Raw genomic sequence first — 24742 nt, 5'->3', positions numbered from 1 at the left:
AAAGGAAAGGGATTGAATATGGATATTAGAATTGTTGCAGTAGGAAAGATAAAACAGAATTATGCTAAAGAAGGAATTAGTGAATTTTCTAAGCGTCTACAAAGATACTGTAATTTAGAAGTAATAGAAGTCGATGATGAACGAATAAATAATAATTTGAGTCAAAAAGAAATGGATAAGATTAAAAAGACTGAAGGAGAACGGATTATTTCTGCTTTAGATGGTCGAGCTTATACAATTGTTTTAGATCCTAATGGTAAGCCAATGAGTTCGGAAGGGTTGGCTAAATCAATTAATAATTTACAAGTGCAAGGTTATAGTAGTATCGAATTTGTTATTGGTGGGGCCTTAGGATTACATGAGAATGTAAAAAAAGCAGCAGACCGGTTACTTACTTTTTCTCATCTGACATTTACTCATCAAATGATTCGCTTGATTTTATTAGAGCAGATTTATCGAGCTTTTAAAATTAAAAATAATGAACCGTATCATCTGTAGTTAAAAATTGAAATTCTTTTGATTAATTTAGTGATTTAAGATAAAATATACTTGGATAGTAAAAAACAACTAAGAAGAGAGAAGGGGGAATTAATATGTTATCTGACAAATTAGAAGCTGCTTTAAATGAACAGATGAATTTTGAACTTTTATCAGCGCATTATTACTTAGCAATGGCTGGTTATTGTCAGGAAGAAGACTTAGATGGATTTTCTCATTTCTTTTGGGTACAGGCTGAAGAAGAAAGATTTCATGCGGAAAAGTTTTATAATTTCATTAATGAAAAAGGTGGCCGAGCTAAATTTGGTGAGATAAGCAAACCACAGAATGAATTTGAATCTTTAACTGAGGTTTTTGAAACTGCTTTAGAGCATGAGAAAGAAGTGACAAGAAGAATTTATGAACTAATGGACTTGGCGCAAGAAGAAAGTGAGTATGCTACAGTTAGCTTTTTAAATTGGTTTGTAGATGAACAAGTAGAAGAAGAAGACAGTATGGAAGCTATCTTAAATAAATTAAACCGCTTAAGTGATAATAGTAATGGTTTATTTATGTTAGATAGTGAATTAGGTCAACGAACATTTACTAAGCCTCAAGATGCTGAGGAAGTTTAAAAATATACTTTTGCTGTGTGGCGTTTTGTCACACAGTTTTTCTATATAAAGTGGCACTATCGTGCCACTAGCTAGTAGATAAAAGCTAGTAGCTAGTAGTAAATTCAAAACCAAAAAACAGTTCATAGCTTTGAATTATTGAATACTAGGTTAATGTTTTAGGGTTTGAATTTGATTTTATGTTTTTAACTACTGGCTCCTAGCTATTTACTTCTAGCTATAAAGTGAAGCTTTATATAGATATTTCATTACTTTGTTGCATATAATTTAACAGAAGCAAAACAATACATAGGGGGCTAAAATATGAAAAAAATTGAGTATAATCAATTTGCTGAAGAAGCTTTAGATGCTATTGCTGATAGTGGTGCTTTTTTAACAGTTAAAACTGAAGATGACCTTAATACAATGACTATTGGCTGGGGTAGTATTAGTTATATGTGGGGGAAGCCGGTATTTATAGCAATGGTTCGTGATTCTAGATATACTTATGAACTACTTGAAACTACTAATCAATTTACAGTTAGTATTCCTTTTGCAGATGCTATGAAAGAAGAATTAGCGTTTTGTGGTAGTAAATCTGGTCGAGAGCATGATAAATTTAGTGAATGTGATTTAAATACTACTAAGGCTAAAGAAATTGAAAGTCCTTTAATTAATGGTTGTGATGTACATTATGAATGTAAGTTAAGATTCAAACAAAAGATGGATCCTGATAACTTAGATCCAGCGCTTGATGAGGAGTGGTATTCCTCTGATGAAGGATATCATATGTTTTATTTTGGAGAAATAGTTTCTTGTCATAAAGAAGAATAATTAGATTCCACACCCGCTATAGAATTATAGTGGGTGTTTTATTTTGAGTGAAAGTATGAGAAAAATTGAAATTCATCTTATTAACTAAAAGATGATAAAAAATTTGTAACTTGTAGAAAATTAAATTATTTTAAACTCAATCCAGGAATTTAAAACTATTTTATGGTATATTATCAATAATGAGTGCTAATTCTGATAATCTTTTTGTTGGCGGAATATTTAATCCTGGCGGTGGAATGCCGATGGTTACTTTGTCAGGCTAACAAGTAAGAGATAAAATAATTAATGTGGAGGGATAAATAATGCAAACAAAATTAACTGAATTATTAGGAATTGAATATCCAATTGTACAAGGAGCAATGGCGTGGGTAGCTGATGGTGAATTAGCAGCTGCTGTATCTGAGGCAGGAGGAGCTGGTACAATAGCTGCAGCAGGAAGAGAAGCCCAGTGGGTTAAAAATGAAATTCAAACTGCAGAAGAGCTAACTGATCAACCTTTTGGGGTTAATATCATGTTGATGGCAGATAATAGTGAGCAAATAGTAGATGTAGTTTGTGAAGCGGGAGTTGAATATGCTACTTTAGGAGCTGGAAATCCTTTGCCTTATTTCGAAAAGTTGCATGATGCAGGAGTAAAGGTTATTCCTGTGGTACCAAATGTTAAATTAGCTAAAAGAGTTGCTGATAATGGTGCAGATGCTATAATCATAGAAGGAATGGAAGCTGGAGGGCATATTGGTAATCTAAGTACTATGTCCTTGATGACTCAGGTTATTCCTGAAGTAGATATACCAGTAATAGCTGCTGGAGGATTTGCAGATGGAAGAGGTTTAGCAGCTGCCCTAGTAATGGGAGTTTCGGGAGTGCAAATGGGAACAAGATTTTATGCTTCAGAAGAATGTAACGCTCATCCTAAAGCAAAACAAGAAATTATTGCAGCCGATGATACTGATACTGTTGTAACAGGTCTAATAACAGGTCATCCAGTGCGCGGAATCAATAATTCATTAGCAGAAAAATACTTAGAATTAGAGCAAAAATGTGAATCCCTATCTACTTTAGAAGAACTAGTAGAAGGAACTAGTCGAATTGCTCCTCAAGAAGGAGATGTAGATTGGGGATTTGTACAAGCAGGCCAAAGTCTTAAAACGATTAAAGAGATAAAATCTTGTTCAGAAATTATTAGAACAATTGTAAATGATGCTGGAGAAGCTTTATCAACTGCACAGAAATTTATTTAGTTTAATGTTTGAACGTCAGCATTGACCTTAATTGTTGAAAGCTCCATAAACTGCTGCTTCAACTGCTCTATCCAAATCAGCATCACTAAATACAATCATAGGACTTTTACCGCCTAATTCTAGTTCAACTGGAATTAGGCTTTAATTTAACTGCTGTACCATAAACTAATATTTCAGCTGCTCCACTCATAACCTGTGAAGTAGTAAAGCGAACATTAATTACAGCATCAGCATCTTTTCTACTAGCTTCTTTCTTCATTCTTTCAATTGCTTGATTGCGTGCTTCGCTAATCATTTTAGTATAGCCTTTCACCTCACCACCAATTAAATTTCTTAAAGCAGCTAAGATATCATTACCAAGATGCTTAGCCCGAATGGTATTTCCTTTGACTAAGCCTAGGTTTTGAGAAATTTCTTGTTCAGGAATTTGGTCATTATTAGTAATTAGCATTTGTATCACTCCTTGATTATTAAATAATTCTAGATTATGATTATAATTCCCTTCATTAAAGAAATTATTATCTATATAAAGTGGCACTATCGTGCCACTAGCTAGTAGATAAAAGCTAGTAGCTAGTAGTAAATTCAAAACCCAAAAAAATAGTTCATAGCTTGGAATTATTGAATACTAGGTTAATGTTTTAGGTTTCAAATTTGATTTTATGTTTTTAACTACTAGCTCCTAGCTACTTACTTCTAGCTATAAAGTTTCACTGAAAGTGAAGCTTTATATAGATACTTGATTATTTCTTACAAAGTAGTTATCATTATTATTAGTGCAAAATAAAGGAGTGATTGCGGTGAACAAAGCAATTGAAATAGAAAATGTAAATAAAAGTTATGGTGATGTTCGAGCTCTAGAAGATGTTAATCTAACTATAGAGCAAGGTGAATTTTTTGGTTTATTAGGTCCTAACGGGGCTGGAAAGAGTACTTTAATTGGTGTCTTAGGTGGATTAGTAAATAAAGATAGTGGACAAGTAACAGTGTTAGGGAATGATGTAGTGCAAAATTATAGGAAAACTAAAAAATCATTAGGGATTGTGCCTCAGGAGGTTGTCTTTGATCCTTATTTTAATGTACGAGAGACATTAGAGATTCAATCAGGCTACTTTGGAGTTAAGGATAATGGAGAACGAATTGATGAAGTCTTAGATGCTTTAGGATTAAAGTATAAAGAAGATACTAATATTAGGGGATTATCAGGAGGTATGAAGCGGAGATTATTGATTGCTAAGGCTTTAGTACATGATCCAGATATAATTGTGCTTGATGAACCTACAGCTGGAGTGGATGTAGAACTAAGGAAATCTTTATGGGATTATGTGATTAAGTTAAATGAGCAGGGTAAAACTATTATTTTAACTACTCATTATTTAGAAGAAGCCGAGCAGTTATGTGATAGGATTGCTATTTTAAATAAAGGTCGAGTGGTAGCTGTTGATCAAAAAGAAGAATTAATTAAAAGAATTGATAAGAAAGTGATTGAAGTTAAATTGCAGCATAAACCTAATAATATTGAAGAATTATTTCCTACTGCTGCTAATATTGAATGGACAGATACTAATAAACTAAAATTAGAAACTACGAGAGGGAATGTTATTTCTCTATTAGATAAAATTCAAAATTCTAGTTTGGAAATAGTAGATATTGATGTGAACAGTGCTAAATTAGAGGATGTATTTATGAAATTAACTAGTCTAGGTGGTGAAGAAAATGAGTGATTTAATAACTTTTTATAGTTTAGTAAAAAGAGAGATTTGGCGTTTTTCAAAGGTAGCAATTCAGACTGTATTTGCGCCTTTGATTTCTACTAGTCTATATTTGATTATATTTTCTTATTCTTTTCGCAGTCGTGAAGTCGCAGAATACGGCATTGATTATATTAAATTTATTGTGCCGGGGTTAATTATGATGAGTTTAATTCAGAATTCTTTTGCTAATACTTCATCCTCTTTGATTGTAGCTAAGTATCAAGGTTCAATTGTGGATTTGTTATTAGCGCCTTTTTCTTATATGCAGTTAACTTTAGGATTAATGATTGGTGGTATTGCAAGAGGGTTAGTAGTAGGATTAGCTATTTATTTAATAGCCACTTTCTTCTATAGTGGAGCAGTTTATTCAGTGGGATTATTTATTTTATTTTCTTTTTTAATTTCAGGTATTTTTTCTTTATTTGGGATTATTGCGGGATTATGGGCCGAAAAATTTGACCATATTTCTATTTTTTCTAACTTTTTTATTACTCCTTTAACTTTTTTAAGTGGAGTTTTTTATTCAGTTAAAAATTTACCTGGGATTTGGAGTAAAGTTTCTTTATTCAATCCAGTTTTTTATATGATAGATATGGCTCGTTATGCTTTTGTGGGTATTTCAGATGCTAAATTATCGTTATCTATCACTATAGTGGGGACGTTATTTATTGTCTTATTCTTTTTAACTACTTATCTCTTTAAAATAGGATATAAGATCAAGGATTAATTTTCCAGATAAAAATGGATTAATTTCTTTTCTTTATATTGTTTGACAAATTAGGTTTACAATGATAGTATTACAATTGGTTAAGATAGAAATCTTAAAATAAGTTTCATGGAGGTAGATATTGATGAATAATTTAGGCGATGCATTTGCAGATGCTGGTGTTGTTGAAGAAGAAGATGTTGAGGAAGTGAATCAAGAAGTAGCAGAAAATGATGTTGCAGGAGACAAAGCAACAGGTAATGTTAAATGGTTTGACAGTGAGAAAGGTTATGGTTTCATTGAACAAGAAGATGGCGACGACGTTTTTGTTCATTTCTCTGCAATTCAAGAAGACGGATTTAAAGACCTAGAAGAAGGTAAAGAAGTTCAATTTGAAATTGTTGAAACTGAAAAAGGTCTACAAGCAGAGAATGTAACTAAATTATAAATTAATTGCAGTTTGTTACTGTAACTTAATAGAGATCGTCAAAACACCCAGGCTAGTTTTCTAGCTAGGGTGTTTTTTTATTTTTTGTGATTTAATATTTTTTTGTTTCTTTCTTAATACTTTCTTAATATTTTAATATTATACTATAGATGTAGGATAAAAAAGAAAATTAAAATTTCAGGAGGAGATAAAGATGAAAAAGATTGTTAGTTTAGTATTAGTACTTTCATTGGTAATTGGTGTTTCGGCTTTAGCAGTTGCTTATTCAGGTCAAGGGCCAAAAGCTGGGGGACAGCAAGGCTATCGTACTCAAGGTAGAAATAATCAATTTCAGCAAAATAGAATGACTTGGCAGGAAAGATTGAATTTATCTGAAGAACAAGTAGAAAAAATGGAAGAGTTACGAGATGAATATTTTGATCAACAATATGATCTTAGAGACGATCGGGAAGATAAGAGAGAAGAGTTACGAGAAATGTATTTTGATAGTACAGCAAATAAAGATGAAATTATGAATTTACAGCAAGAAGTTAATCAATTACGAACTCAATTAGCAGATCTAAGAATGGAACATCGCTTAGAAATGAGAAATATTTTGACTACTGAACAGTTAGAAGAATGTGAAGATTTAGGAAGTTTTGGTCGTAGAGGTCGAAGAGGAGTTGGGAGAACTGGCAAAAGAGGACCTAGAGCTAATAGAGGGCATCATAGAGGTGGATTTGGCCCAGGTATGAGATATTAAATAAAATATATTAAATATAAACAGGCAACCTCTTGACCTAAGAGGTTGCCTGTTGGTCTTTAGATATAGCTTTTTAGATTTTTTAATTTTACTAGATGAGATTTTTCTTCTTCAATAAGTTTTTTTAATGCTGCAGTAGTTTGCTCATCTGCTTCATTTTTCATTAATTCTTGATAAAGTAAAATAGAATTTTTTTCTGCTTTAATACCAATATCAAGAGCTTCCCCCAAATGAGCAGCAATATCATCTGTTGCTTTTTCTTCTTTAGGGAAGATTTGCTCATCTACTATTGATTTTAGATAATCTCCAGTTAAATCCTCATATAAGTAATCTCTAGATATAGATTCATCTGCTTCATCAAATTCTTTTAATAATTCTTTGAAATAATTGCGGTGTTCCCGTTCTTGCTCAGCTAATTTACTGAAAATACGTTTAACCTCTGGCTCCGAATTAGCTTCTACACATTTTTCATAAAAATGCTCTCCATCTTCTTCTACATTAATGGCCATTTTTAAAATTTCTAAAGAATTAAATTTAGCGTTCATATTTTGCCTCCTTTTTTTAGCAAAACTAAGATTTGAAACAATTGTCAATATAATTATAATTTATTATGAGAGATTAATCAATCATATTTAAATTTAATTTGACATAAGTATACTAATCCAGTATAATTTAAACTGTAGATAATGTGTTAGTTTTCACAATCAATTAGGAGGAAAATTAATGAAACTGAGTCAAGCTAGTGACTATGCATTTAGGGCTGTGCTGTATTTAGCCAAGCAGGGAGTAGGTAATAGAGTTGATGCGCAGACTATTTCAGAAGTAGAGAATATTCCGAAAAGATTTTTACTAAAAACATTTCGCAAATTAGCACAAACTGATATTATTGAATCTTATCGTGGTAAATATGGTGGTTATGCTTTGGCTAAAGACCCAGCAGATGTTACTTTACTAGATGTAGTAGAGGCAGTAGAAGGGCCAATTGAAGTTAATCGCTGTTTAGTAGAGCCTGAAGCTTGTAACAAACAAGGAGCAGATACGTGCCGCATTCATCATGCTTTATATGATGTGCGTGAAACAATTACTGATAAATTAAAAGAGTATACTTTTGCTAAATTATTAGCAGAGTAACTCTTTTTTTAGATTAAAGTATACCAATTTAGTACACTTATAGTAACGAGTAAAGAGTAATTAGTAATGAGTCAAATTCATAAAGTCAAACCCTCAAAAGACAGTTTAATTTCTTTAAAATGAAAGTTTTTGACTTTGTTTTTGATTTTCTACTCATCACTATTACCTAAGAATTTGTTACTATAAAGCTTCACTTAAAAGTGAGGCTTTATATAGAAAAAATATATAAGGAGGAAAAATAAAATGGAAAGATGTACTTCAGCAGATTGTGGATTATGTGATTTTTTAGATTCTAAGCAAGATTTAAAGACTTCTTTTAACCGAGAGAGAGAACAGTCAGTTAAGTGTGGATTTGGGAAGAAAGGTGTATGTTGCCGTTTGTGTTCTAATGGTCCTTGTCGGATTACACCTGATTCACCGCAGGGAGTTTGTGGAGCAGATGCAGATACAATAGTAGCCAGAAACTTTTTAAGACATGTGGCTGCAGGGGCGGGTTGTTATTTACATGTAGTAGAGAATACAGCGCGTAACCTTAAAGAAGCTGGACAGGGAAATTATGCTACAGAGCTTAAAGGCTTAGATGCTTTAGAAGATTTAGCTGAGGAATTTGAGATTGAAGAAGATGATGTTAATCAAAAGGCAGTTAAGGTAGCTGATAAAGTAATAAAGGATTTATATAAGCCTCGTTTTGAAGAAATGGAATTAGTTGAAAAATTATCTTATCAACCCCGATTAGAGAAATGGCGTGAATTAGATATCATGCCTGGAGGCGCAAAGTCTGAGGTTTTTGATGGGGTGGTCAAAACTAGTACTAATTTATCTAGTGACCCTGTTGATATGATGATGCATGTACTTAATTTAGGTATTTCTACTGGACTGTATGGTTTGCACTTAACTAATTTATTAAATGATGTAATGTTAGGTGAACCAGAAATCAGACAAGACCAAGTTGGATTTAAAGTAGTTGATGAAGATTATATTAATATTGTTGTCACAGGTCATCAACAGACAATGATTGCTCATTTACAGGATGAGTTAATAACTGAAGAGGCTAAGCAAAAGGCTAAATAAGTAGGAGCTAAAGGCTTTAAAATAGTGGGCTGTACTTGTGTAGGTCAAGATTTACAGTCACGCGGAACACATTATGATGAAGTTTTCGCTGGTCATGCTGGCAATAATTATACAAGTGAGGCATTATTAGCTACTGGTGGTATTGATTTGGTAGTTTCTGAATTCAACTGTACTATTCCAGGTTTAGAAGAAGTCGCAGAAGAATATGAGGTAGAGATGATGGCGATTGATGATGTAGCTAAGAAAAAGACGGCGGATTTAATTGAGTTTAATCCTCATCAAGCCGAAGAACTGTCAGATGAAATTATGAAGCAAGCAATTAATAGTTATCAAAGTCGCCGTGGAGAAGTAGAAATAGATATTCCTAAAGACCACGGTCATGATGATGTAGTTACTGGTGTTAGTGAAAATTCATTGCGTGAGTTCTTAGGTGGTAGTTATCAGCCATTACTTGATTTAATTGCTGAAGGAAAAATCAAAGGAGTTGCTGGTGTAGTTGGCTGTTCTAATTTAACTGCGCAAGGACATGATGTATTTACAGTAGAGTTAACTAAAGAATTAATTGATCGCGATATTTTAGTCTTATCTGCTGGATGTACTACAGGTGGGTTAGAAAATTGTGGCTTAGTTTCGCCAGGAGCAGCAGAATTAGCTGGAGATAATTTGCAGGCGGTTTGTGAAGATTTAGGGATTCCACCAGTCTTAAACTTTGGCCCATGTTTATCAATTGGTCGAGTAGAGCAGGTGGCAGTAGAGTTAGCTAAAGAATTAGGAGTTGATATTCCAGATTTACCAGTTGCTTTATCTGCTCCACAGTGGTTAGAAGAACAAGCACTAGCCGATGGAGCATTTGGATTGGCCCTAGGTTTACCACTTCATCTTGCTTTACCTCCGTTTGTAACAGGTAGTGAAGTTGTTGTTGATACATTAACTAAAGACTTACCAGATATTACAGGTGGACAATTGATTATTGATGAAGAGGTTGAAAGTACTGCTGATAAATTAGAGGAGATTATCGTTGATCGCCGAGAAGGTTTAGGCTTAGAAGTTGAAGATGAAGAAAAGTCTGCTTAAATTTAAGGAAAATAGTTATGAGACAGATGCCTCATAACTATTTTCTTAGTGGGAATGAACTAATTACTATAAGTTATATTGAAAGGGGTGAGCTAAGCTGCTAATCTTTAGCAGCAGCAATTATGAAAAGAATTTATATTGACCAAGATCTATGTGAAGCCTGTAAGAATTGTGTTTTAGCTTGTATGGCTAACAAGTCCGATGCAGAGATTGCTAATTTAGATTTTAGTGATGTGAGTAATCAAAGTGCTAATGCTATTACACAGCCTGATAACTATGAAGATAATGCCCCCCTGTTTTGTCGGCATTGTGATGAACCAGATTGTGTAGAAGCTTGTATGTCAGGAGCTTTAACTAAAGATGAAGAGACAGGAATTGTATCTATTGATGAAGATAAATGTGCAGGTTGTTGGATGTGTGTGATGAGTTGCCCGTATGGTCTTGCCTTTAAAGATAAAAAGAGAAATGTAGCCTTTAAGTGTGATTTGTGTCAAGACCAAGAAAAACCTAGCTGTATTGAACAGTGTCCAACAGGTGCTATAAAATTAATTGAAGTCGAAGATAAGAAGGTGGTAGGGTGAAATATTTAATTATTGGTGCAAGTGCAGCAGGGATCAATGCAGCTAAAGAATTGAGAAAATTAGATAATAGTGCAGAAATAACTATTATTTCAAAAGATGAAAAAGTTTATTCTAGATGTATGTTGCATTATTTAATTGCTGGAGAACGTGATGTAGAAGAATTAAAATTTATTACTGATGATTTTTGGGAGCAGTATGATATTAATTGGATTAATGACCAAGAAGTTGTAGATGTTCAAGTAGAAGATAATCAGGTTAAATTGTCAGATGATTCTCAACATAATTATGATCAATTATTAATTGCTACTGGTTCAACTCCATTTTTACCTCCAATTGATAATTTAGATCAAGGTCAAGAGGTTTTTGGTTTGAGAAATTTAGAAGATGCTGAGGAGATTGAAGAATTAGGAACTGAAATTGATAAAGCAGTTGTTATAGGAGCAGGTTTAGTAGGAGTAGATGCAGCAATTGGACTAAATGAATTAGGTGTTGATGTCTCTATTGTAGAATTAGGGGATAGGATTTTACCTCAGCAGTTAGATGAAGAAGCTAGTGCTCGTTATCAATCTCGTTTTAATGAAGCAGGTATTCAAACAATAACTAATCGTAGTGCCCAAAAGTTAGTAATTGATGAACAAAATCATGTTCAAGGATTAAAATTAGATAATGGAAAAGAGCTTAAAACTCAATTAGTGATTGTTGCTACTGGGGTAAAGCCTAATACTAATCTAGTAGCGGATACTCCAATAAATATAGATCAGGGAATTATTGTAGATGAATACCAACAGACAGCTATAGATAACATTTATGCTGCTGGTGATGTATGTCAGTCTGAAGAAGTCTTTAGCGATGAGTTAACTCTAACTCCAATTTGGCCTCTAGCAGTTAAACAAGGCAAAATTGCTGCTCGAAATATGGTAGGTCAAAAAGAAGAAATAACAGAAAATTTTGCTTATCAAAATTCAATGCGTTTTCTCGATTTATCAGCAATAACTTATGGTTTGGTTAATGTTGATAACGATGATTATAGAGTTTATATTAGTCAAGATAAGGATAATTACAAAAAGTTAATTTTAAAAGACAATCAATTGCGTGGAGCAGTATTTGTAGGTGATATAGATAATTCAGGTGTTTATGGTAAATTAATTAAAGAAGAAATAAATTTATCAAATAAATTAGATAAATTATTTCAATTATCTTATGGTGACTTCTTTGAGGAAGAACCTAATGGACAATTTGTGTATTAAAAAGTTTTTAAGATTCCGGGATTCCCGGAATCTTTCTATTTTAGCATGATTATCTTCAAGTTTCATCATAAACTAAAGATTTCCTTCCATATTTAACAATCAAGAAAGCTATTAGTACACCTAGTAATAAATGTTCTGTTAAATTAACTACATTGGTACCTGGGTCAATGGGATCAATTCTGCCTACTTTCATTCTTAACATCATACCAAAAACTAATAACCAACTCAATAATCCGACTGATAGTCCTTTAACCCAAAAATAATCAGAACTTGTATAGTAGAGAACATACATTATAATAAGGCCCAAAATCATAGCTACTGCATAGTCAGTAAAGATACCAACTATTCCTGCTGCAATAGTTCTAGTGTCTTCAACTGAAAAATAAGCTGAGGCAGCAATATGATAAATTGCATGTTCAGTAATATTAAGCAAATAGAAGCCATAATCAACAATATTTTTAATTGTATTAGCAATGAGTGTGGCTACTATGGCGAGAGTGTATTTATCTAAAATAGCTTTCATAGTTATCATCCTTTCTTTAAAAGTTTATAGTTAAAATGATATAATTTCTTATTTTATTATGTGAAAAAATATATTATCTATTCTGATAATAAAAATTTCCTATTTAGATTTTTAAAATCTTAAAAGTAATTTTATTTTTTTGGATAAAAAATAGTCATTTGAATAAACTAAATTGTGTATAGCATCTTTACTTTAAAGCAACAATTTATAAAAAAATAAAATTTATATGTATAACTTCTATCACAGACACCGATGATATTAATAGAAAATAATGGAAAAGAGGTGTTGGTGATGAACCGAGTTGAGTTAAGTGGTTTAAATACAAATGATTTAAATGTTCTGTCACACCAAGAAATGAAGAAGTTATTTCATGAGATGAAGCAAGGTTCGATAGAGGCAAGAACTAAGTTGATTCAGGGAAATTTAAAGTTAGTACTTAGTGTATTAAAAAAATTTAGAAATAGAGATTATGCAGCTGATGATTTATTTCAAGTAGGGTGTATTGGTTTAATTAAAGCTATTGATAATTTTGATACCAATGTAGGAGTTAGATTTTCTACTTATGCGGTTCCAATGATTGTTGGTGAAATAAAACGTTATTTAAGAGATGACCAAGATATCAAAGTTAGTCGTTCTCTACGTAAAATTGCTTATGAGGCTCTGCAAATGAAAAAGGAATGGCAGAAAAGAAAATATAGTGAGCCTTCTTTGAAAGAGATAGCGGAGAAGTTAGATATTACAAAAGAAAGATTGGTTTATGCATTAGATGCTACTAAGACTCCAGTATCTTTGTTTAAATCTGTGTTTAAAGAAGAAGGCGATAGTTTATTTTTGTTAGAACAGTTAAGTGGTAGTGATAGTACAGAGGAATTAATTAATAGTTTAAGTTTGGAAGAGGCTTTAGAAAAGTTAAATTCTAGAGAAGAGATTATTATTAGAATGAGATTCTATGAAGGTTTAACTCAATCAGAAATAGCTGATAAGATTGGAATTTCTCAAGCTCAAGTTTCACGTTTACAAAGTAAAATTTTAAATAAGTTAAATGATTTTATTCAAGTTAAAAGAGAAAGGAGGATAAAAAATGAAAAGAATTAAAGTTATTTTAGGGGTGAGCATCATCTTAATTTCCTTAATTGTTTTTGCTAATAAATTTATTTTTGTGCAAGAATTAAGTAAGATTAAAGATGAAGATTTATTAAGATTGCATGTAGTTGCTAATAGTAATTCTCCGGCTGACCAATTATTAAAACGTAAAGTACGGAATGAAATTATTAATGCAGGAAATAAAATCTTTAGTGGTTTATCTAATCCAGAACGGGCTAAAGAAATAGTTAATAATAATTTAGATTATTTAAGCAAGGTTGTGAAACAAAAGATAAGTGAAGAAGGATACGATTATAAAATTCAATTAAAAGTAGGAAACTATAATTTCCCTACCCGCAGCTATAATAATTTAACTTTAGATGCTGGAGAATATCAAGCTTTAAGAGTTGAAATTGGATCAGGTCAAGGAGCTAATTGGTGGTGTGTATTATTTCCTCCTTTATGTTTTGTAGATTCGGTGGATAAAATGCCGCCGCAGATGATTAATAAAGGGCAAAATAAAAATAAAGAGCAAGTACAAGTTAAATTTAAATTAAAGTTTGCTGAATACTTAAAAGAAAATCCAGAAATAGTAAAGGCGAAATTAAATTTGGCTAAATTATTTGATTTTGAAGAGTGATTAAATAAAAAGATGGTTTTCGGGCTTGAAACATGAACTAAACCCGAAAACCTTAAAATTAAAAGCTAATAAATAAAAAAGTCCCAATTGGGACTTTTTTATTTATTTAGATGATCACGCACAATGTTTAAAGTTTCTCCAAAGCGTTGAAAATGAACAACTTCTCTTTCGCGTAAAAAACTAAGAGTTTCAATTATTCCTTGGTCATTACTTAGTTCAATCAAATTTTCATAAGTAGCGCGTGCTTTTTCTTCTGCTGCTAAATCTTCTTGTAGGTTAGCTATAGGATCTTCATGCGACTGTAGATAAGCAGCGGTAAAAGGAACTCCTGCTGCATCATGTGGATACAATGCTCTGCCATGTTGGGCATAATGAGCTCCTAAACCAGCTTGTTGTAATTTTTTGGGTGAAACTCCATTTACTAATTTATAGATTAGAGTAGCAATAATCTCCCAATGAGCTAATTCTTCGGTTCCTATATCGGTTAAAGTAGCTTTAGCTTCATCTGTAGGCATGGTGTATCTTTGTGTTAAATAACGAACTGCAGCACCAAGTTCACTATCTGGTCCTGCATACTGGGCATAAAGTAATTTAGCCATTTCTAAATCAGTCTTACTTACTTTCGCTGGATATTGTAAATATTTTTGATAACTCCACACTATTTTTTACCTCCTTTCCCTAATTCAATTAAATTACTTTGCTTAGTCATAATTAATCTGCCACGGCCAAGGCGTGCTATAGTACTCCCAAGGAAACTCACTGGGAAAAGTAGCAGTTAAAGGACCATATTTCTTCTGGTATTCAAAACATAAGTCTCTTAATTCTTTAACATATTTATTATATTTTTCTAAAGCTCCTCTGTCTCTAGGATGAGTATTCAAATATAAATTAAATTCAAGCACTGAAAAACGATAAGCCATAATTTCTTTTAATAATGATAATTGCTCGGCAGTCATTCATTCACCCCCTTCATAATGTAGTGTAGCATTTTTGGCTAAATTAGTTGTTTAATTCATAGTACTGAGCATAAATGTGAATTTACTGCCACCTGCTTATAATTGAAAACTGATAATGGAGAATTGACAATTAAATTCAAAATTATTAAAATAACTACTACTAACACAGATGATAAACACTTTAAATATGAAAACTATTTTAAATTTAGCCAAGAATAATCAATTAAAATGGATAAGCATTTAATAAGGTTCGTATAACTCAGGAAAGATAGTACCTTTAGATAATCCCTGTTGAGGAGAATAGTGTTCTTGATAAACCTGCTTAGGTACATAAGCATTTGCTAGTTTTATTGTCATTGGATAATTAAAGCTAAGGTTTTTTCGCTGAGACATGTTAGTAACCTCCCTTAAAGTTTTCTATTCTAATATATTCATTAGGAAGATAAACTGTTAATCATAAGCAGAAAAGCAAAAATATAATTAAAATCAGGATATAGATTGATTTTTTAGAAAAATTAATATAATATTTAAAATTGGAGATAGTGTATTTAATCTAATTTGATTAGCTATTTAGGGGGTAAATTATGGATAGATTGTTAGAAAAAGAACAGATAAAACTTAACTTAGAAGGAACAACTAAACGAGAAATAATGAAAGAATTAGTAGATTTAATTGCTAAGAGTGGAAATTTGACTTCTGTTAAAGAATTTCATAAAGATATTTTGTCACGAGAAAAAAAAGGTTCTACTGGGATGGGGAAAGGGATTGCTATTCCCCATGCTAGAAGTCATGCTGTAACAGAAACTACTTTAGCTTTTGCTAAGTCGAAAGAGGGAGTAGAATTTGATAGTCTAGATGATAATCTGGCTAAAATTTTCTTTATGATTGCTGTTCCTAAAAAAGGTTCACAAGAACATTTGAATATTTTAACACAATTATCTCAGCAGTTAATGCATCATGATTTTCGTAATAAATTATTAGCAGCAGAAACTAAAGAAGAAGTGATAAAAATTTTGAGTAATAATTAAATTGAAATTCCAAAACGGCGAATGGATACATTCACCTCAATATTTATGCTTGAGCGACTGAATTGTTGATTCCAGTAATTTTTGTGATAATATTGGGGGTATTTTGCCTTGGCCCTTTGACCGAGACCAATGACATCGCTTTGTTGAGTTTGTAATTGTCCTAATAATTTGTGCATTTCTTTTTTAAGAGCTCTAGCTAGGTGTCTTTCCATTTTATTTAAAGCAGCTTTGTTGCCAATTAATCTTTTTTCAGAAGTGTTTTCTGTGACGTCTACTTCTAATTTACTATCGATATTAAAATTAAAATGTTCTTTTGTATAATCAACATCAATCTTAGTTCTGACTTGCTGAACATAGTAATTAACGTGGTAGTCTTCGATTTTAAGATCTATAGGATCTTTAATAAATTTCTCTTGTAGTAATAAAAGAGCTCTTGTTTCAGGAATTTTAATTTTTCCGACCATTTTGTCTTTTCTAAATAGGGCTAGGCCGACTATTCTTATATCTCTAGTGCCGTATTTTAGTAAAGGGATTGTAGCCTTTCTACCTGAAGTTTTTAATGAAATAAAGAAGTCATTCAAACTTTTTTCTGGATAGAGAGAATTTTTAGAAGTAGTATCAAATAATTCGTCTAGATAAACTCCTATATCTTCTACAGGAGCAGGTTGGATATCTTTAATATCTACAGCTTGCTTATTAGTACAGATAGCCATAGTTATTGAACCTGGAACAATTGGTTCTCGCCATAAGGTATCTAAATGAGGTAATAATCCTTGGCGGGCTATTTGTTGATTGAAGATAATAGTACGCAGCATACCTAGAGAAATCCAGCCCATGGTTCTAGTTTGAAAGTTAGAAATACCACTTTTTAACGAAGGTGCAGTAGTAGCTAAAGTGTTTATCTTTTCTGGTGAACCTTCTCTTAAAATAGGAAATTGAATTGAAAATAAATAATTGTCAGGCTGTTCAGGTAAGGGGTCGACAGTAATATATTTAGCAAATTGAGTTTTTTTAATTTCATTCACATCCCAGCAACCACTAATCAGTAACAACAACATTAGATTAAGAATTATTAGCTTGGCTCTCATGTCCTAACCCCCTTAGTTTAGTAATTAACAATAATAGAGGTGGAATAACAAAAATTAATATAGTACCAAATTGAGCTACAATTTCTGTATATTCAAAGACTTCAATGATATTTTTAGGAATAAAAAACAAATAATAAATTATGGGCAGTAAAATAAAAGCGCTTAGTAATTTGTTTTTTAGAGAAAAAAATTGTGCTACACTATAACTGGCCATGTAATAAAAAGCTGCTATCGAAGTAAAGGCAATAGCTATCCATAGAAAAATTAAAAAGAATTCTAAACGTCCGAAAAAGGGAATTTTAATAGCTTTTAATAGATTAATTGTCGGCCATAGAATATATTGTAGGGTTTCTACTCCAAAGTACCCTATGGTGATAATAATTACATAAAGATAGGTTAAAGTTATAATCCCTAAACTAATTAAAGAAGATTTGAAGATATTCTTTTTTTCTTTGATATAAGGAAAGATCAATAATATTATTTCTGGTCCTAAAAAACTATAAGTAGTAATCAAGCTCCCATCAAAAATTTCTTTGATTCCTGTACCTAATATTGGTTTAAAATGCCACCAATTAGATTTTAAAATAGTAGGAATCATAACTAGATAGGCAGGTGCTAAAACAAAAAATAAAAATTCATCAAGTCGAGCCATAGTTTTTAAACCTTTACTGATTAAATAAAGACAAGTTATGATTATTATAGATAGATTAATTGATACTGGAGTTTTAGGTAAAATATAGGTAGTAATAACCATAATAAATATTCTAACGCTAAGGGCAGTAATAGTAATACTGTAAAGAACATAAGTTAAACTAAGTATTTTACCTAGTATAGAGCCTAAAATAATTTCACTATATTCAATGATTGTCTGCTGGGGAAATTGACTACCTAATTTATAAATAAAAAAGAGGCTGAAGACCCAATAACTACCTCCTAATAATACTGCTATCCAAGAATCTTGCCTGCTGACTAAAGAAATTTGGCGGGGCAGAGATAATATCCCCGTTCCAACAGTAATTTGGATTATAATAAATACTAATTGACGGTTAGCAATCATTTCTCGATCTGATTTTTTATTCTTCATCCTTACTCTCTCCTTTGCGAGTTTGTCTATCCTTTTGTTGATTAGCAGTAGAATGAGGACGCTGACCCATTAATCGCAAAGGAACTCTAATAATACTATCTTTGAGGTCTGTGACTTTAATAGGAGCAAATGGAGCAAAATAAGGTTGATTAAAGCTCTCTAAGCTACAAAGATGAATTAAAATAAATAACCAACCGACCATTATACCGTAAACACTAAAAAATGAAGCTAAAATCATCAGCGGAAAACGCAATAAGCGCAAAGGAATAGCAGCTTCATAATCAGGGATTACAAAAGAAGAAATAGCAGTTATAGCTACTACTATAACCATTGGTGGACTAACTAATCCAGCGTTAACTGCTGCTTCCCCAAGGACTAAACCACCAACGATACCAATTGTTTGTCCAATAGCTCCTGGTAATCTAATTCCAGATTCTCTTAGTAATTCCAAACTTACTTCCATAATCACTGCTTCTAAATAAGATGGAAAGGGAACTTCTTGTCTAGTAGTAGCAATTGTAAGTGCTAAATCAGTGGGCAATAGCTCATGATGAAAAGAAACTAATGATATATACAAACTGGGTAGACTAACAGTAATAAAGGTTGCAATTAATCTTAAGATTCTGATGGCGCTACCAACATAAAATATATCGTAGTAATCTTCTGGAGTTTGAAAAAACTGAATAAAAGTTGTTGGTATAATACTAACAAAGGGAGTACCATCCAGAACTAAAAGTATTTTACCTTCTAATAGATTATGAATTGCCTTATCTGGTCGTTCAGTATTTTGGAAAATAGGAAAAGGTGTTTTCCAATTGTCTTGAAAGTATTGATCAAGATAACCAGTATCGACAACCCCATCTAAATCAAGATTATTAATGCGATTATTTAATTGTTTTAAAATTTCTTGATCTGCTAAATCATTAATGTAGCAGACTCCTAAATCAGTTTTAGTTCGCGCTACAACTTTATGTACTTCAATCATTAGATTGTTATCCCGGATTCTTTTTCTAATTAATGAGATGTTGAGTTCTAAATTTTCAGTAAATGCTTCTTGCGGTCCTCTGGTTGCAGATTCTATTTGAGGAGTTTCTACACTACGACTAGCTAATTCTTTAATATCTAGGACAAAGGCTTGGTCAAAGTGATTAATAAATAATACTACTTTCCCTTCTAAAATTTCTCCGATAGCTTCATTTAGAGACCCTATAAAGGATGTTTGCCCAATCGGTAATGGTAACTGTTGGACTAATTGTTTAATATTCTTTTTTGTATCTTCCGGAGAAGTAAATTTAATATTTAACATTAAAGGTTTAAGTATTTCTTGCTGTAAATATTGTTGGTTAACAATAGAGACAATATAAGTAACAGTAGCTTTATAATTTTGATTGCCCCCTAGTAAAATATCTTTACTGTTAAAATCAACACTGTCGCTTAAATTAGCCTGAAGATTATTTAAATTAGTCTCTAAGTCTTCACTGATTACAATTTTTTCTTTAGCAATATTGATATGTTCTGTAGTTTCTTTTTTAGGTTGTGATATCCCAAAAAATTTATCTATTCTATTCCACATAATTGTAAGCTCCTTTGAGAAAAATAGCGTACCGGGTGTGGTACGCTAAAAAATAATGACTAAATATTATTTTTAAGTTGATTCAACTGCACTTGTAATTTACTAATTTGAGATTGTAATTTTTCTACACTAGGTGAGGAGCCAATAACTGCTACATCATCAGGAGATTGAAAGTTTTGTTCGTTTGTTGTGTCAATATCATCATAAGCAGTAGTTTCTAAATCCATTTGAGCCATTTTTTCTTTCATGTTTTGAGCTCTTTCTTTAATATCTTCGCTCATTTCTTCAATATCAAGTTCAGGCATATAGCGTAAAGTTAATAAAGTGGCACCTACGCCTAAGGCGAAACTACTGGTGTTGACAGATGGTAATAGGGCATCGGCTAGCATATTTCTCATTCTCATATTTTTCCCTCCTCAAAGCTTATTATGCTTAGTTTTATAAAATATATTCAGGATTTTTTTGTCAATACAAAGTATAACTTTATATAGATAATACTTAAATTCGGTTTTTCAAAAATGTTAATTGTGATATAATAAAAATATATCAGTAAGAAATCTTGGGGGGGAATATATATGTTAGATAAAGATTATAACCAGATAACTGAGAAATTAGTGGATTGGATTCAAGAAAAAGTTAAAGATGCTGGTTGTGAAGGTGCTGTTATAGGTTTAAGTGGAGGAATTGATTCTGCGGTCACAAGTGCATTAGCAAAAAAAGCGTTTCCAGACAATACTTTAGGTTTAATCATGCCTTGTTATAGTAATCCGCAAGATCAAGAAGATGCTAAAAAAATAGCTGAAAAATTTGATATACCTTATCAAGTTATAGATTTAGATTTTGTTTTTGACCAATTCTTAACTACTTTAGAAGGAAAAGAGAAGGTAGAAAAAGATAATTTAGCTGCTGCTAATTTAAAACCCCGTTTGAGAATGGCTGCTCTTTACTACTATGCTACTAAAAGAAATAGTTTAGTAGTAGGAACTGATAATCGCAGTGAATTGAAGATAGGATATTTTACTAAGTTTGGTGATGGTGGGATTGATATTGCGCCATTAGGAAATTTAGTTAAAAATGAAGTGCGAGAAGTAGCTAAAGTATTAGGAATTCCAGAAGAAATAATTAATAAAAAACCATCAGCAGGACTATGGGAAGGACAAACTGATGAAGATGAACTAGGTTTTAGTTATGAAGAATTAGATAAATATATTTTAACTGGAGAAGCAAGAGATGAAGTAAAGGAAAAAGTAGATGAACTTGCTGAGAAAAATCAACATAAATTAGAGATGCCGCCTATACCTAAGTTTTAATTAGCTGTCACTTATAAAGATTAAAGCTATGAGCTTTGATTCAAATCAAGCTCATAGCTTTTTTATTATTAAATAGGGTCTTATTGTGGCTGAATAGTTTTATCTGCAGTTTTATCCTGTAAATAGCAGTAGTCAAAGTCATCATTATCCTTTGTAGTTTCATATTCTTGATAAGCTTCTTTTTTACATTGTTTACAGGCGTTAAAAGGTATTTCTATAGTTTTAACTGTTCCATAGTTAACTGGACTAGCTTGTGATTGAGTGATTTTAATACCCGAACATTGAGAACATAAACGTTTTTTGATTTTTTGTTGATCACTGATTCTATCTGTATCATAAGTTATTCTTTTAGTTGTAGTTTTATACTCACCCTGGGCCAATTCTTTGCTAATTAGTTCTTCTCTCTGCTCCCATTTCTTAAGTAAAAACTCTACCTGTTGCTCTATCTCTTTAGTAATTTCAGGAGCTTGTTCTTTAATTTCTGGACTATAGTTTGGTTCTATGATATTGCTGTAATCTAAACCTGCCATTGCTAAAATAATTCCTAAGTTAGTATAGGGTAATGCTGTTTCAATAGCATATCCACCCTGCATAATAGCTAAATCTGGATCTAGTTTGTCATTGAGTTGGGCATAACCTTGAGCAGTAATTTGCATATTAGTTAATGGGTCACTAAAGTGGTTGTCTTGCCCCGCTGAATTAATGACTAAGTCAGGATTAAAATCATCTAAGACAGGTAAAATTAAATTATCTAGGGCATAGTGCAATCCTTGGTCTGTAGTATTAGGTGGTAGAGCTAAATTTAGTGTATAGCTCTTAGCAGTTGGCCCACCTAAGTCTTCTTTAAATCCAGTGCCGGGAAATAGTGTATGTCCATCTTGATGTAAACAAATATGAAGAACATTAGGGTCATCATAGAATATATCTTGGGTACCATCAGCATGATGAGCATCAGTATCTACAATTGCAATTTTAAGCTCCGAACCATATTCCTGCCTAATATAGTCAACCATAATTGCTTCATTGTTAATTGTACAAAAACCTCTAGTACCGTGAGTGATTTTAAAGGCATGATGTCCTGGTGGTCTAATAATCGCAAAAGCAGAATCAACTTCATCCTGCATCACTAAATCTGCTGCTTTAATTGCTCCTCCTGCAGAAATCAAATGTGGTTTCGTAACAATTTGATCAGTCTTTGGAATACAGAAATGCGTTCTGTTTACATCTTGTATACTAGCTATCTCTGGGTTATATTCTTCGATTCCTGCGATATCAAAGATACCTTCTTCCTCAATTTGATCTTTTGTATATAATAATCTTTCTTCCCGCTCTGGATGAGTAGGAGAAATAGACCAATCAAAGGCTGGGAAGAAGATTAAACCTAGTTTGTTTTTAGCTTCTTGCATATATAAATGCCTCCTTGCTAATTATTATCTATATAAAGTTGCACTTTCAGTGCAACTTTATAGCTAGAAGCTAGTAGCTAAGAGCTGGTAGTAAAAAACATAAAATCAAAGTCAAAACCTAAAACATTAAAACAATATTCCCTAGTTTTCTAACTACTAGCCACTAGCTTTTAGCTTCTAGCTAGTGGCACGATAGTGCCACTTTATATAAATCCGGTTTCACTTGCGCAGTAACTTCTAAAATTTTGCCCGTGGTGCGAAATCCTCGTACTAAATTAAAACTTTGGCTGTTAGTGATCTCAATATTGTCTTGCGGGTAGTTTTGTTCTGCTAACTGTTTAACTGCAGTTTTTTGAGCATCTTCTAAAGTAAAATTAGAATCTATTTCTTGTTGCTGACTGAATTGCAGAATATGATAATATCCTTGGTCAGTATCTGCATACAATGTACACTGTGTTGTTTTTCGGGCCAATGCTGCGCCAATAGCATTAGCAATTTTAGATTGTTCAGGAATAGTATAGCTAAGATTAAGTCTGTTAGCTAATTCAGGAATTAGAGCTTCAGCGGGACCACCAATGCCGACTAAATGATGTAAATCTAAAGTATAATCACTCAATAATTCATTGATAGTATAAACTGGTTGTGATTGTAATTCATTAATAATTTTTCTGACTTCAGTTTCTATGTTTTCACTAAACCGGCTGATTATTTTTTCTGCTATCTGTTGTGGAGATAAATCTAGTTTTTCGCTTAGTGTTTTGAGGCTATTATAAGCTTTGTTCCTATCTCCTAACTGAAGTTTATCTAAAACTACTAAGGCATCAGTAGGTGTAGGGGCTGGTCCTCCTAAAGCAGCAGCGGCACCTTTGCGCTGCGGGCCAATTGTCAATTTCCCGTCTTTTATCTGTACGACACTATCTCCTCCACAGCCAATGGATTTATTATAAAGTCCTCTGATAGAGGAATTATAATTATTAATTGTGATGCCGTCTGGTTTAAATAATGGTTCTTGATTAATGAATAGAGAAATATCAGTAGTTGTACCTCCAATATCAATGCCTAGAGTATTTTGCTGGGGCTTAGTTAATGCTAAGATCCCCATGATACTAGCGCTTGGTCCAGAATTAATCGTTTCAATTGGAATTTGTTTTGCTTCTTTTAAGTTCATTGTGCCGCCATCTGCTTTTAATAAATAGATCGGGCAATTTAGATTTAATTCTCTAAAACCGGATTTTATATTTGCTATAAAGTTTTGCTGTGATTCATATAGAGCTCGATTGAAGTAAGTAGTAACTTGGCGGCGGGGAAAATTTAATTTAGGAGTTAGTTGATGACTTAGTGAGATAGTTTCTAGCTCAGGAAAATTGTTTTTGATGATCTTTTTAATTTTTAATTCATGTTCTGGGTTTCTAGTGGCAAATTTACCACAGACTCCTATTTTTTTAACGCCGGAATCTAGTAGTTTATTAACTGCAGAAATAACTTCTGTTTTATCTATTGCTTGTACTTCTTGGCCCCGGTGATTAATATAACCGGAAATATTAGTTGTGCTAAAATCTGCCCAATTTTGGGTTAGTCCTGGTCCTGGAATCAATAATAAAGCAGTTTTTTGATAATCATTTTTTACTATAGTATTAGTAGCTAAAGTGGTACTGAGAGTAATTTGCTCAATTTCTTGTGGATCATAATTTTTAATTAACTGTTGACCAGTATTAAGTATAGTTTGGCTTAATTTGTTGTTGTTAGTGGTTAGTTTAACTGTATTAAGTACCTGTTCATTATTTACTAAGGCCCCATCTGTATGAGTTCCTCCAATGTCAATCCCTAATCGCATTTTAAAATCACCTCTATTTGAATTTTCTAGATAAACAGTTGAATTCCTGTAGTAGTAAAGAGTGGATTTTAAACTAGATGATAGATAGCTTTTTGAGGAAAGAAAAAATATTAATAAAAAACCTAACATGAACTTGACGTAACATAAAAACTCTGTTAATATAGAATTAAATTGAATCAAAACATAAATTCTTAAATAAATTTAAGACGTCTTATGTCAAGTAAAAGTTTTACAAGTTAAAAAATGGAAACTAATTTGACCTAGCAATCCCCAAAGCAATAATTATAGATTTTTTAA

General features: G+C 32.2%; 27 protein-coding genes and 2 pseudogenes. 16 read left to right on the top strand and 13 right to left on the bottom strand.

Features of this window, described 5'->3' with window-relative positions:
* The first annotated feature begins 18 nt into the window (after nt 1-18).
* From rlmH to JOC47_RS11960, 4 genes are all read left to right on the top strand, one after another.
* Nucleotides 19-498 (top strand): 23S rRNA (pseudouridine(1915)-N(3))-methyltransferase RlmH, encoded by a 480-nt coding sequence (gene rlmH, locus JOC47_RS11975; protein ID WP_204702319.1) that lies wholly within the window; start codon nt 19-21, stop codon nt 496-498.
* A gap of 95 nt (nt 499-593) precedes the next feature.
* Nucleotides 594-1112: a ferritin gene (locus tag JOC47_RS11970; RefSeq protein WP_204702318.1), complete on the top strand. Its 519-nt coding sequence runs from the start codon at nt 594-596 to the stop codon at nt 1110-1112.
* A gap of 303 nt (nt 1113-1415) precedes the next feature.
* Nucleotides 1416-1925 carry a flavin reductase family protein gene (locus tag JOC47_RS11965; RefSeq protein ID WP_204702317.1) on the top strand — a complete coding sequence of 170 codons (510 nt, stop codon included), beginning with the start codon at nt 1416-1418 and terminating at the stop codon, nt 1923-1925.
* A 302-nt stretch (nt 1926-2227) separates the two neighbouring features.
* Nucleotides 2228-3166, top strand: a complete 939-nt coding sequence (locus JOC47_RS11960; RefSeq protein ID WP_204702316.1) for a nitronate monooxygenase — start codon at nt 2228-2230, stop codon at nt 3164-3166.
* 30 nt (nt 3167-3196) lie between these two features.
* On the opposite strand, the pseudogene JOC47_RS15985 reads toward JOC47_RS11960, so the two are convergent.
* Together JOC47_RS15985 and JOC47_RS11950 are read right to left on the bottom strand one after the other, a co-directional pair.
* Nucleotides 3197-3304, bottom strand: a pseudogene (locus JOC47_RS15985) (aldehyde dehydrogenase family protein); the annotation flags it as partial.
* On the bottom strand, nt 3291-3617 hold the full coding sequence (locus tag JOC47_RS11950) for a YbjQ family protein (protein WP_204702315.1): 327 nt from the start codon (nt 3615-3617) through the stop codon (nt 3291-3293). The pseudogene JOC47_RS15985 and the gene JOC47_RS11950, both read right to left, overlap by 14 nt.
* Nucleotides 3618-3966: 349 nt before the next feature.
* Between JOC47_RS11950 and JOC47_RS15795 the strand changes: the two genes are divergently transcribed.
* The 4 genes from JOC47_RS15795 (at nt 3967) to JOC47_RS11930 (ending at nt 6816) form a co-directional block, all read left to right on the top strand.
* The gene (locus tag JOC47_RS15795) at nt 3967-4890 is read left to right on the top strand and encodes an ATP-binding cassette domain-containing protein (protein WP_204702314.1); all 924 of its coding nucleotides are present in this window, start codon (nt 3967-3969) and stop codon (nt 4888-4890) included.
* A complete protein-coding gene (locus JOC47_RS11940) occupies nt 4883-5647 on the top strand; it encodes an ABC transporter permease (protein WP_204702313.1) in 765 nt (254 codons plus the stop codon). Before JOC47_RS15795 ends, JOC47_RS11940 begins: the two co-directional genes overlap by 8 nt.
* A 187-nt stretch (nt 5648-5834) precedes the next feature.
* Entirely contained in the window at nt 5835-6074 is a 240-nt protein-coding gene (locus JOC47_RS15555) for a cold-shock protein (RefSeq protein ID WP_338035352.1), read from the top strand.
* A 193-nt stretch (nt 6075-6267) separates the two neighbouring features.
* Entirely contained in the window at nt 6268-6816 is a 549-nt protein-coding gene (locus tag JOC47_RS11930) for a Spy/CpxP family protein refolding chaperone (protein WP_204702311.1), read from the top strand.
* Nucleotides 6817-6875: 59 nt separating this feature from the next.
* Here the strand turns inward: JOC47_RS11930 and JOC47_RS11925 are convergent, their stop codons facing one another.
* Nucleotides 6876-7361, bottom strand: a complete 486-nt coding sequence (locus JOC47_RS11925; protein ID WP_204702310.1) for a ferritin-like domain-containing protein — start codon at nt 7359-7361, stop codon at nt 6876-6878.
* A 178-nt stretch (nt 7362-7539) separates the two neighbouring features.
* Between JOC47_RS11925 and JOC47_RS11920 the strand changes: the two genes are divergently transcribed.
* From JOC47_RS11920 to JOC47_RS15930, 4 genes and pseudogenes are all read left to right on the top strand, one after another.
* Complete coding sequence (locus tag JOC47_RS11920; RefSeq protein WP_204702309.1) at nt 7540-7947, top strand: RrF2 family transcriptional regulator; 408 nt, start codon at nt 7540-7542, stop codon at nt 7945-7947.
* Between the two features lie 243 nt (nt 7948-8190).
* A pseudogene (gene cooS / locus JOC47_RS15980) lies at nt 8191-10092 on the top strand (anaerobic carbon-monoxide dehydrogenase catalytic subunit).
* 122 nt (nt 10093-10214) lie between these two features.
* A complete protein-coding gene (locus JOC47_RS11905; protein ID WP_204702306.1) occupies nt 10215-10673 on the top strand; it encodes a 4Fe-4S dicluster domain-containing protein in 459 nt (152 codons plus the stop codon).
* A complete protein-coding gene (locus tag JOC47_RS15930) occupies nt 10670-11920 on the top strand; it encodes an FAD-dependent oxidoreductase (RefSeq protein ID WP_204702305.1) in 1251 nt (416 codons plus the stop codon). The genes JOC47_RS11905 and JOC47_RS15930 overlap by 4 nt, the downstream gene beginning before the upstream one ends.
* A 55-nt stretch (nt 11921-11975) precedes the next feature.
* Here the strand turns inward: JOC47_RS15930 and JOC47_RS11895 are convergent, their stop codons facing one another.
* Nucleotides 11976-12452, bottom strand: a complete 477-nt coding sequence (locus JOC47_RS11895; protein ID WP_204702304.1) for a hypothetical protein — start codon at nt 12450-12452, stop codon at nt 11976-11978.
* Between the two features lie 276 nt (nt 12453-12728).
* On the opposite strand from JOC47_RS11895, the gene JOC47_RS11890 reads away from it, so the two are divergent.
* Entirely contained in the window at nt 12729-13538 is an 810-nt protein-coding gene (locus JOC47_RS11890) for a SigB/SigF/SigG family RNA polymerase sigma factor (RefSeq protein ID WP_204702372.1), read from the top strand.
* Nucleotides 13525-14166 carry a stage II sporulation protein R gene (gene spoIIR, locus JOC47_RS11885; RefSeq protein ID WP_204702303.1) on the top strand — a complete coding sequence of 214 codons (642 nt, stop codon included), beginning with the start codon at nt 13525-13527 and terminating at the stop codon, nt 14164-14166. Before JOC47_RS11890 ends, spoIIR begins: the two co-directional genes overlap by 14 nt.
* A 98-nt stretch (nt 14167-14264) precedes the next feature.
* Here spoIIR and JOC47_RS11880 read toward each other — a convergent pair whose 3' ends face one another.
* The 3 genes from JOC47_RS11880 to JOC47_RS11870 all read right to left on the bottom strand — a co-directional run bounded on the left by JOC47_RS11880 (nt 14265) and on the right by JOC47_RS11870 (nt 15515).
* Nucleotides 14265-14825: a manganese catalase family protein gene (locus JOC47_RS11880; protein ID WP_204702302.1), complete on the bottom strand. Its 561-nt coding sequence runs from the start codon at nt 14823-14825 to the stop codon at nt 14265-14267.
* Nucleotides 14826-14867: 42 nt separating this feature from the next.
* Nucleotides 14868-15122: a spore coat protein CotJB gene (locus JOC47_RS11875; protein ID WP_204702301.1), complete on the bottom strand. Its 255-nt coding sequence runs from the start codon at nt 15120-15122 to the stop codon at nt 14868-14870.
* 240 nt (nt 15123-15362) lie between these two features.
* Nucleotides 15363-15515 (bottom strand): spore coat associated protein CotJA, encoded by a 153-nt coding sequence (locus JOC47_RS11870; protein WP_204702300.1) that lies wholly within the window; start codon nt 15513-15515, stop codon nt 15363-15365.
* Nucleotides 15516-15706: 191 nt separating this feature from the next.
* On the opposite strand from JOC47_RS11870, the gene JOC47_RS11865 reads away from it, so the two are divergent.
* A complete protein-coding gene (locus JOC47_RS11865; RefSeq protein ID WP_204702299.1) occupies nt 15707-16150 on the top strand; it encodes a PTS sugar transporter subunit IIA in 444 nt (147 codons plus the stop codon).
* On the opposite strand, the gene JOC47_RS11860 is transcribed toward JOC47_RS11865, so the two are convergent.
* The 4 genes from JOC47_RS11860 to JOC47_RS11845 are packed head-to-tail and all read right to left on the bottom strand — an operon-like array spanning nt 16147 to nt 20299.
* Nucleotides 16147-17238: a Ger(x)C family spore germination protein gene (locus JOC47_RS11860; RefSeq protein ID WP_204702298.1), complete on the bottom strand. Its 1092-nt coding sequence runs from the start codon at nt 17236-17238 to the stop codon at nt 16147-16149. The two genes, JOC47_RS11865 and JOC47_RS11860, sit on opposite strands and share 4 nt — an antisense overlap.
* A complete protein-coding gene (locus tag JOC47_RS11855; protein ID WP_204702297.1) occupies nt 17213-18322 on the bottom strand; it encodes a GerAB/ArcD/ProY family transporter in 1110 nt (369 codons plus the stop codon). The genes JOC47_RS11860 and JOC47_RS11855 overlap by 26 nt, the downstream gene beginning before the upstream one ends.
* The gene (locus tag JOC47_RS11850) at nt 18312-19895 is read right to left on the bottom strand and encodes a spore germination protein (RefSeq protein WP_204702296.1); all 1584 of its coding nucleotides are present in this window, start codon (nt 19893-19895) and stop codon (nt 18312-18314) included. The genes JOC47_RS11855 and JOC47_RS11850 overlap by 11 nt, the downstream gene beginning before the upstream one ends.
* A 59-nt stretch (nt 19896-19954) precedes the next feature.
* Nucleotides 19955-20299 carry a hypothetical protein gene (locus tag JOC47_RS11845; RefSeq protein WP_204702295.1) on the bottom strand — a complete coding sequence of 115 codons (345 nt, stop codon included), beginning with the start codon at nt 20297-20299 and terminating at the stop codon, nt 19955-19957.
* A 171-nt stretch (nt 20300-20470) separates the two neighbouring features.
* On the opposite strand from JOC47_RS11845, the gene JOC47_RS11840 reads away from it, so the two are divergent.
* Nucleotides 20471-21205 carry an NAD+ synthase gene (locus JOC47_RS11840; RefSeq protein WP_204702294.1) on the top strand — a complete coding sequence of 245 codons (735 nt, stop codon included), beginning with the start codon at nt 20471-20473 and terminating at the stop codon, nt 21203-21205.
* An 80-nt stretch (nt 21206-21285) separates the two neighbouring features.
* Here the strand turns inward: JOC47_RS11840 and JOC47_RS11835 are convergent, their stop codons facing one another.
* Both JOC47_RS11835 and JOC47_RS11830 read right to left on the bottom strand, forming a co-directional pair.
* Nucleotides 21286-22611 (bottom strand): histone deacetylase family protein, encoded by a 1326-nt coding sequence (locus JOC47_RS11835; protein WP_204702293.1) that lies wholly within the window; start codon nt 22609-22611, stop codon nt 21286-21288.
* 181 nt (nt 22612-22792) lie between these two features.
* Nucleotides 22793-24445: an ROK family protein gene (locus tag JOC47_RS11830; protein WP_204702292.1), complete on the bottom strand. Its 1653-nt coding sequence runs from the start codon at nt 24443-24445 to the stop codon at nt 22793-22795.
* Between the last annotated feature and the right edge of the window lie 297 nt (nt 24446-24742).

The sequence above is a fragment of the Halanaerobacter jeridensis genome (assembly GCF_016908315.1).
Classification (GTDB): Bacteria; Bacillota; Halanaerobiia; order Halobacteroidales; family Halobacteroidaceae; genus Halanaerobacter; species Halanaerobacter jeridensis.
Note: the sequence above shows the minus strand (reverse complement) of the source record. Positions and strands in the feature narration are given on the sequence as shown.

Excerpts from the sequence above, each read along its gene's own strand:
- JOC47_RS11965 (WP_204702317.1), top strand. The coding sequence starts at position 1,416 with ATGAAAAAAATTGAGTATAATCAATTTGCTGAAGAAGCTTTAGATGCT.
- JOC47_RS11875 (WP_204702301.1), bottom strand. The coding sequence starts at position 15,122 with ATGACTGCCGAGCAATTATCATTATTAAAAGAAATTATGGCTTATCGT.
- JOC47_RS11830 (WP_204702292.1), bottom strand. The coding sequence starts at position 24,445 with ATGCGATTAGGGATTGACATTGGAGGAACTCATACAGATGGGGCCTTA.
- JOC47_RS11870 (WP_204702300.1), bottom strand. The coding sequence starts at position 15,515 with ATGTCTCAGCGAAAAAACCTTAGCTTTAATTATCCAATGACAATAAAA.
- rlmH (WP_204702319.1), top strand. The coding sequence starts at position 19 with ATGGATATTAGAATTGTTGCAGTAGGAAAGATAAAACAGAATTATGCT.
- JOC47_RS11925 (WP_204702310.1), bottom strand. The coding sequence starts at position 7,361 with ATGAACGCTAAATTTAATTCTTTAGAAATTTTAAAAATGGCCATTAAT.
- JOC47_RS11920 (WP_204702309.1), top strand. The coding sequence starts at position 7,540 with ATGAAACTGAGTCAAGCTAGTGACTATGCATTTAGGGCTGTGCTGTAT.
- JOC47_RS11960 (WP_204702316.1), top strand. The coding sequence starts at position 2,228 with ATGCAAACAAAATTAACTGAATTATTAGGAATTGAATATCCAATTGTA.
- JOC47_RS11905 (WP_204702306.1), top strand. The coding sequence starts at position 10,215 with ATGAAAAGAATTTATATTGACCAAGATCTATGTGAAGCCTGTAAGAAT.
- JOC47_RS11930 (WP_204702311.1), top strand. The coding sequence starts at position 6,268 with ATGAAAAAGATTGTTAGTTTAGTATTAGTACTTTCATTGGTAATTGGT.
- JOC47_RS11860 (WP_204702298.1), bottom strand. The coding sequence starts at position 17,238 with ATGAGAGCCAAGCTAATAATTCTTAATCTAATGTTGTTGTTACTGATT.
- JOC47_RS11950 (WP_204702315.1), bottom strand. The coding sequence starts at position 3,617 with ATGCTAATTACTAATAATGACCAAATTCCTGAACAAGAAATTTCTCAA.
- JOC47_RS11845 (WP_204702295.1), bottom strand. The coding sequence starts at position 20,299 with ATGAGAATGAGAAATATGCTAGCCGATGCCCTATTACCATCTGTCAAC.
- JOC47_RS11835 (WP_204702293.1), bottom strand. The coding sequence starts at position 22,611 with ATGCAAGAAGCTAAAAACAAACTAGGTTTAATCTTCTTCCCAGCCTTT.
- JOC47_RS11895 (WP_204702304.1), bottom strand. The coding sequence starts at position 12,452 with ATGATAACTATGAAAGCTATTTTAGATAAATACACTCTCGCCATAGTA.
- JOC47_RS11940 (WP_204702313.1), top strand. The coding sequence starts at position 4,883 with ATGAGTGATTTAATAACTTTTTATAGTTTAGTAAAAAGAGAGATTTGG.
- JOC47_RS11970 (WP_204702318.1), top strand. The coding sequence starts at position 594 with ATGTTATCTGACAAATTAGAAGCTGCTTTAAATGAACAGATGAATTTT.
- JOC47_RS11840 (WP_204702294.1), top strand. The coding sequence starts at position 20,471 with ATGTTAGATAAAGATTATAACCAGATAACTGAGAAATTAGTGGATTGG.
- spoIIR (WP_204702303.1), top strand. The coding sequence starts at position 13,525 with ATGAAAAGAATTAAAGTTATTTTAGGGGTGAGCATCATCTTAATTTCC.
- JOC47_RS11855 (WP_204702297.1), bottom strand. The coding sequence starts at position 18,322 with ATGAAGAATAAAAAATCAGATCGAGAAATGATTGCTAACCGTCAATTA.
- JOC47_RS11865 (WP_204702299.1), top strand. The coding sequence starts at position 15,707 with ATGGATAGATTGTTAGAAAAAGAACAGATAAAACTTAACTTAGAAGGA.
- JOC47_RS11850 (WP_204702296.1), bottom strand. The coding sequence starts at position 19,895 with ATGTGGAATAGAATAGATAAATTTTTTGGGATATCACAACCTAAAAAA.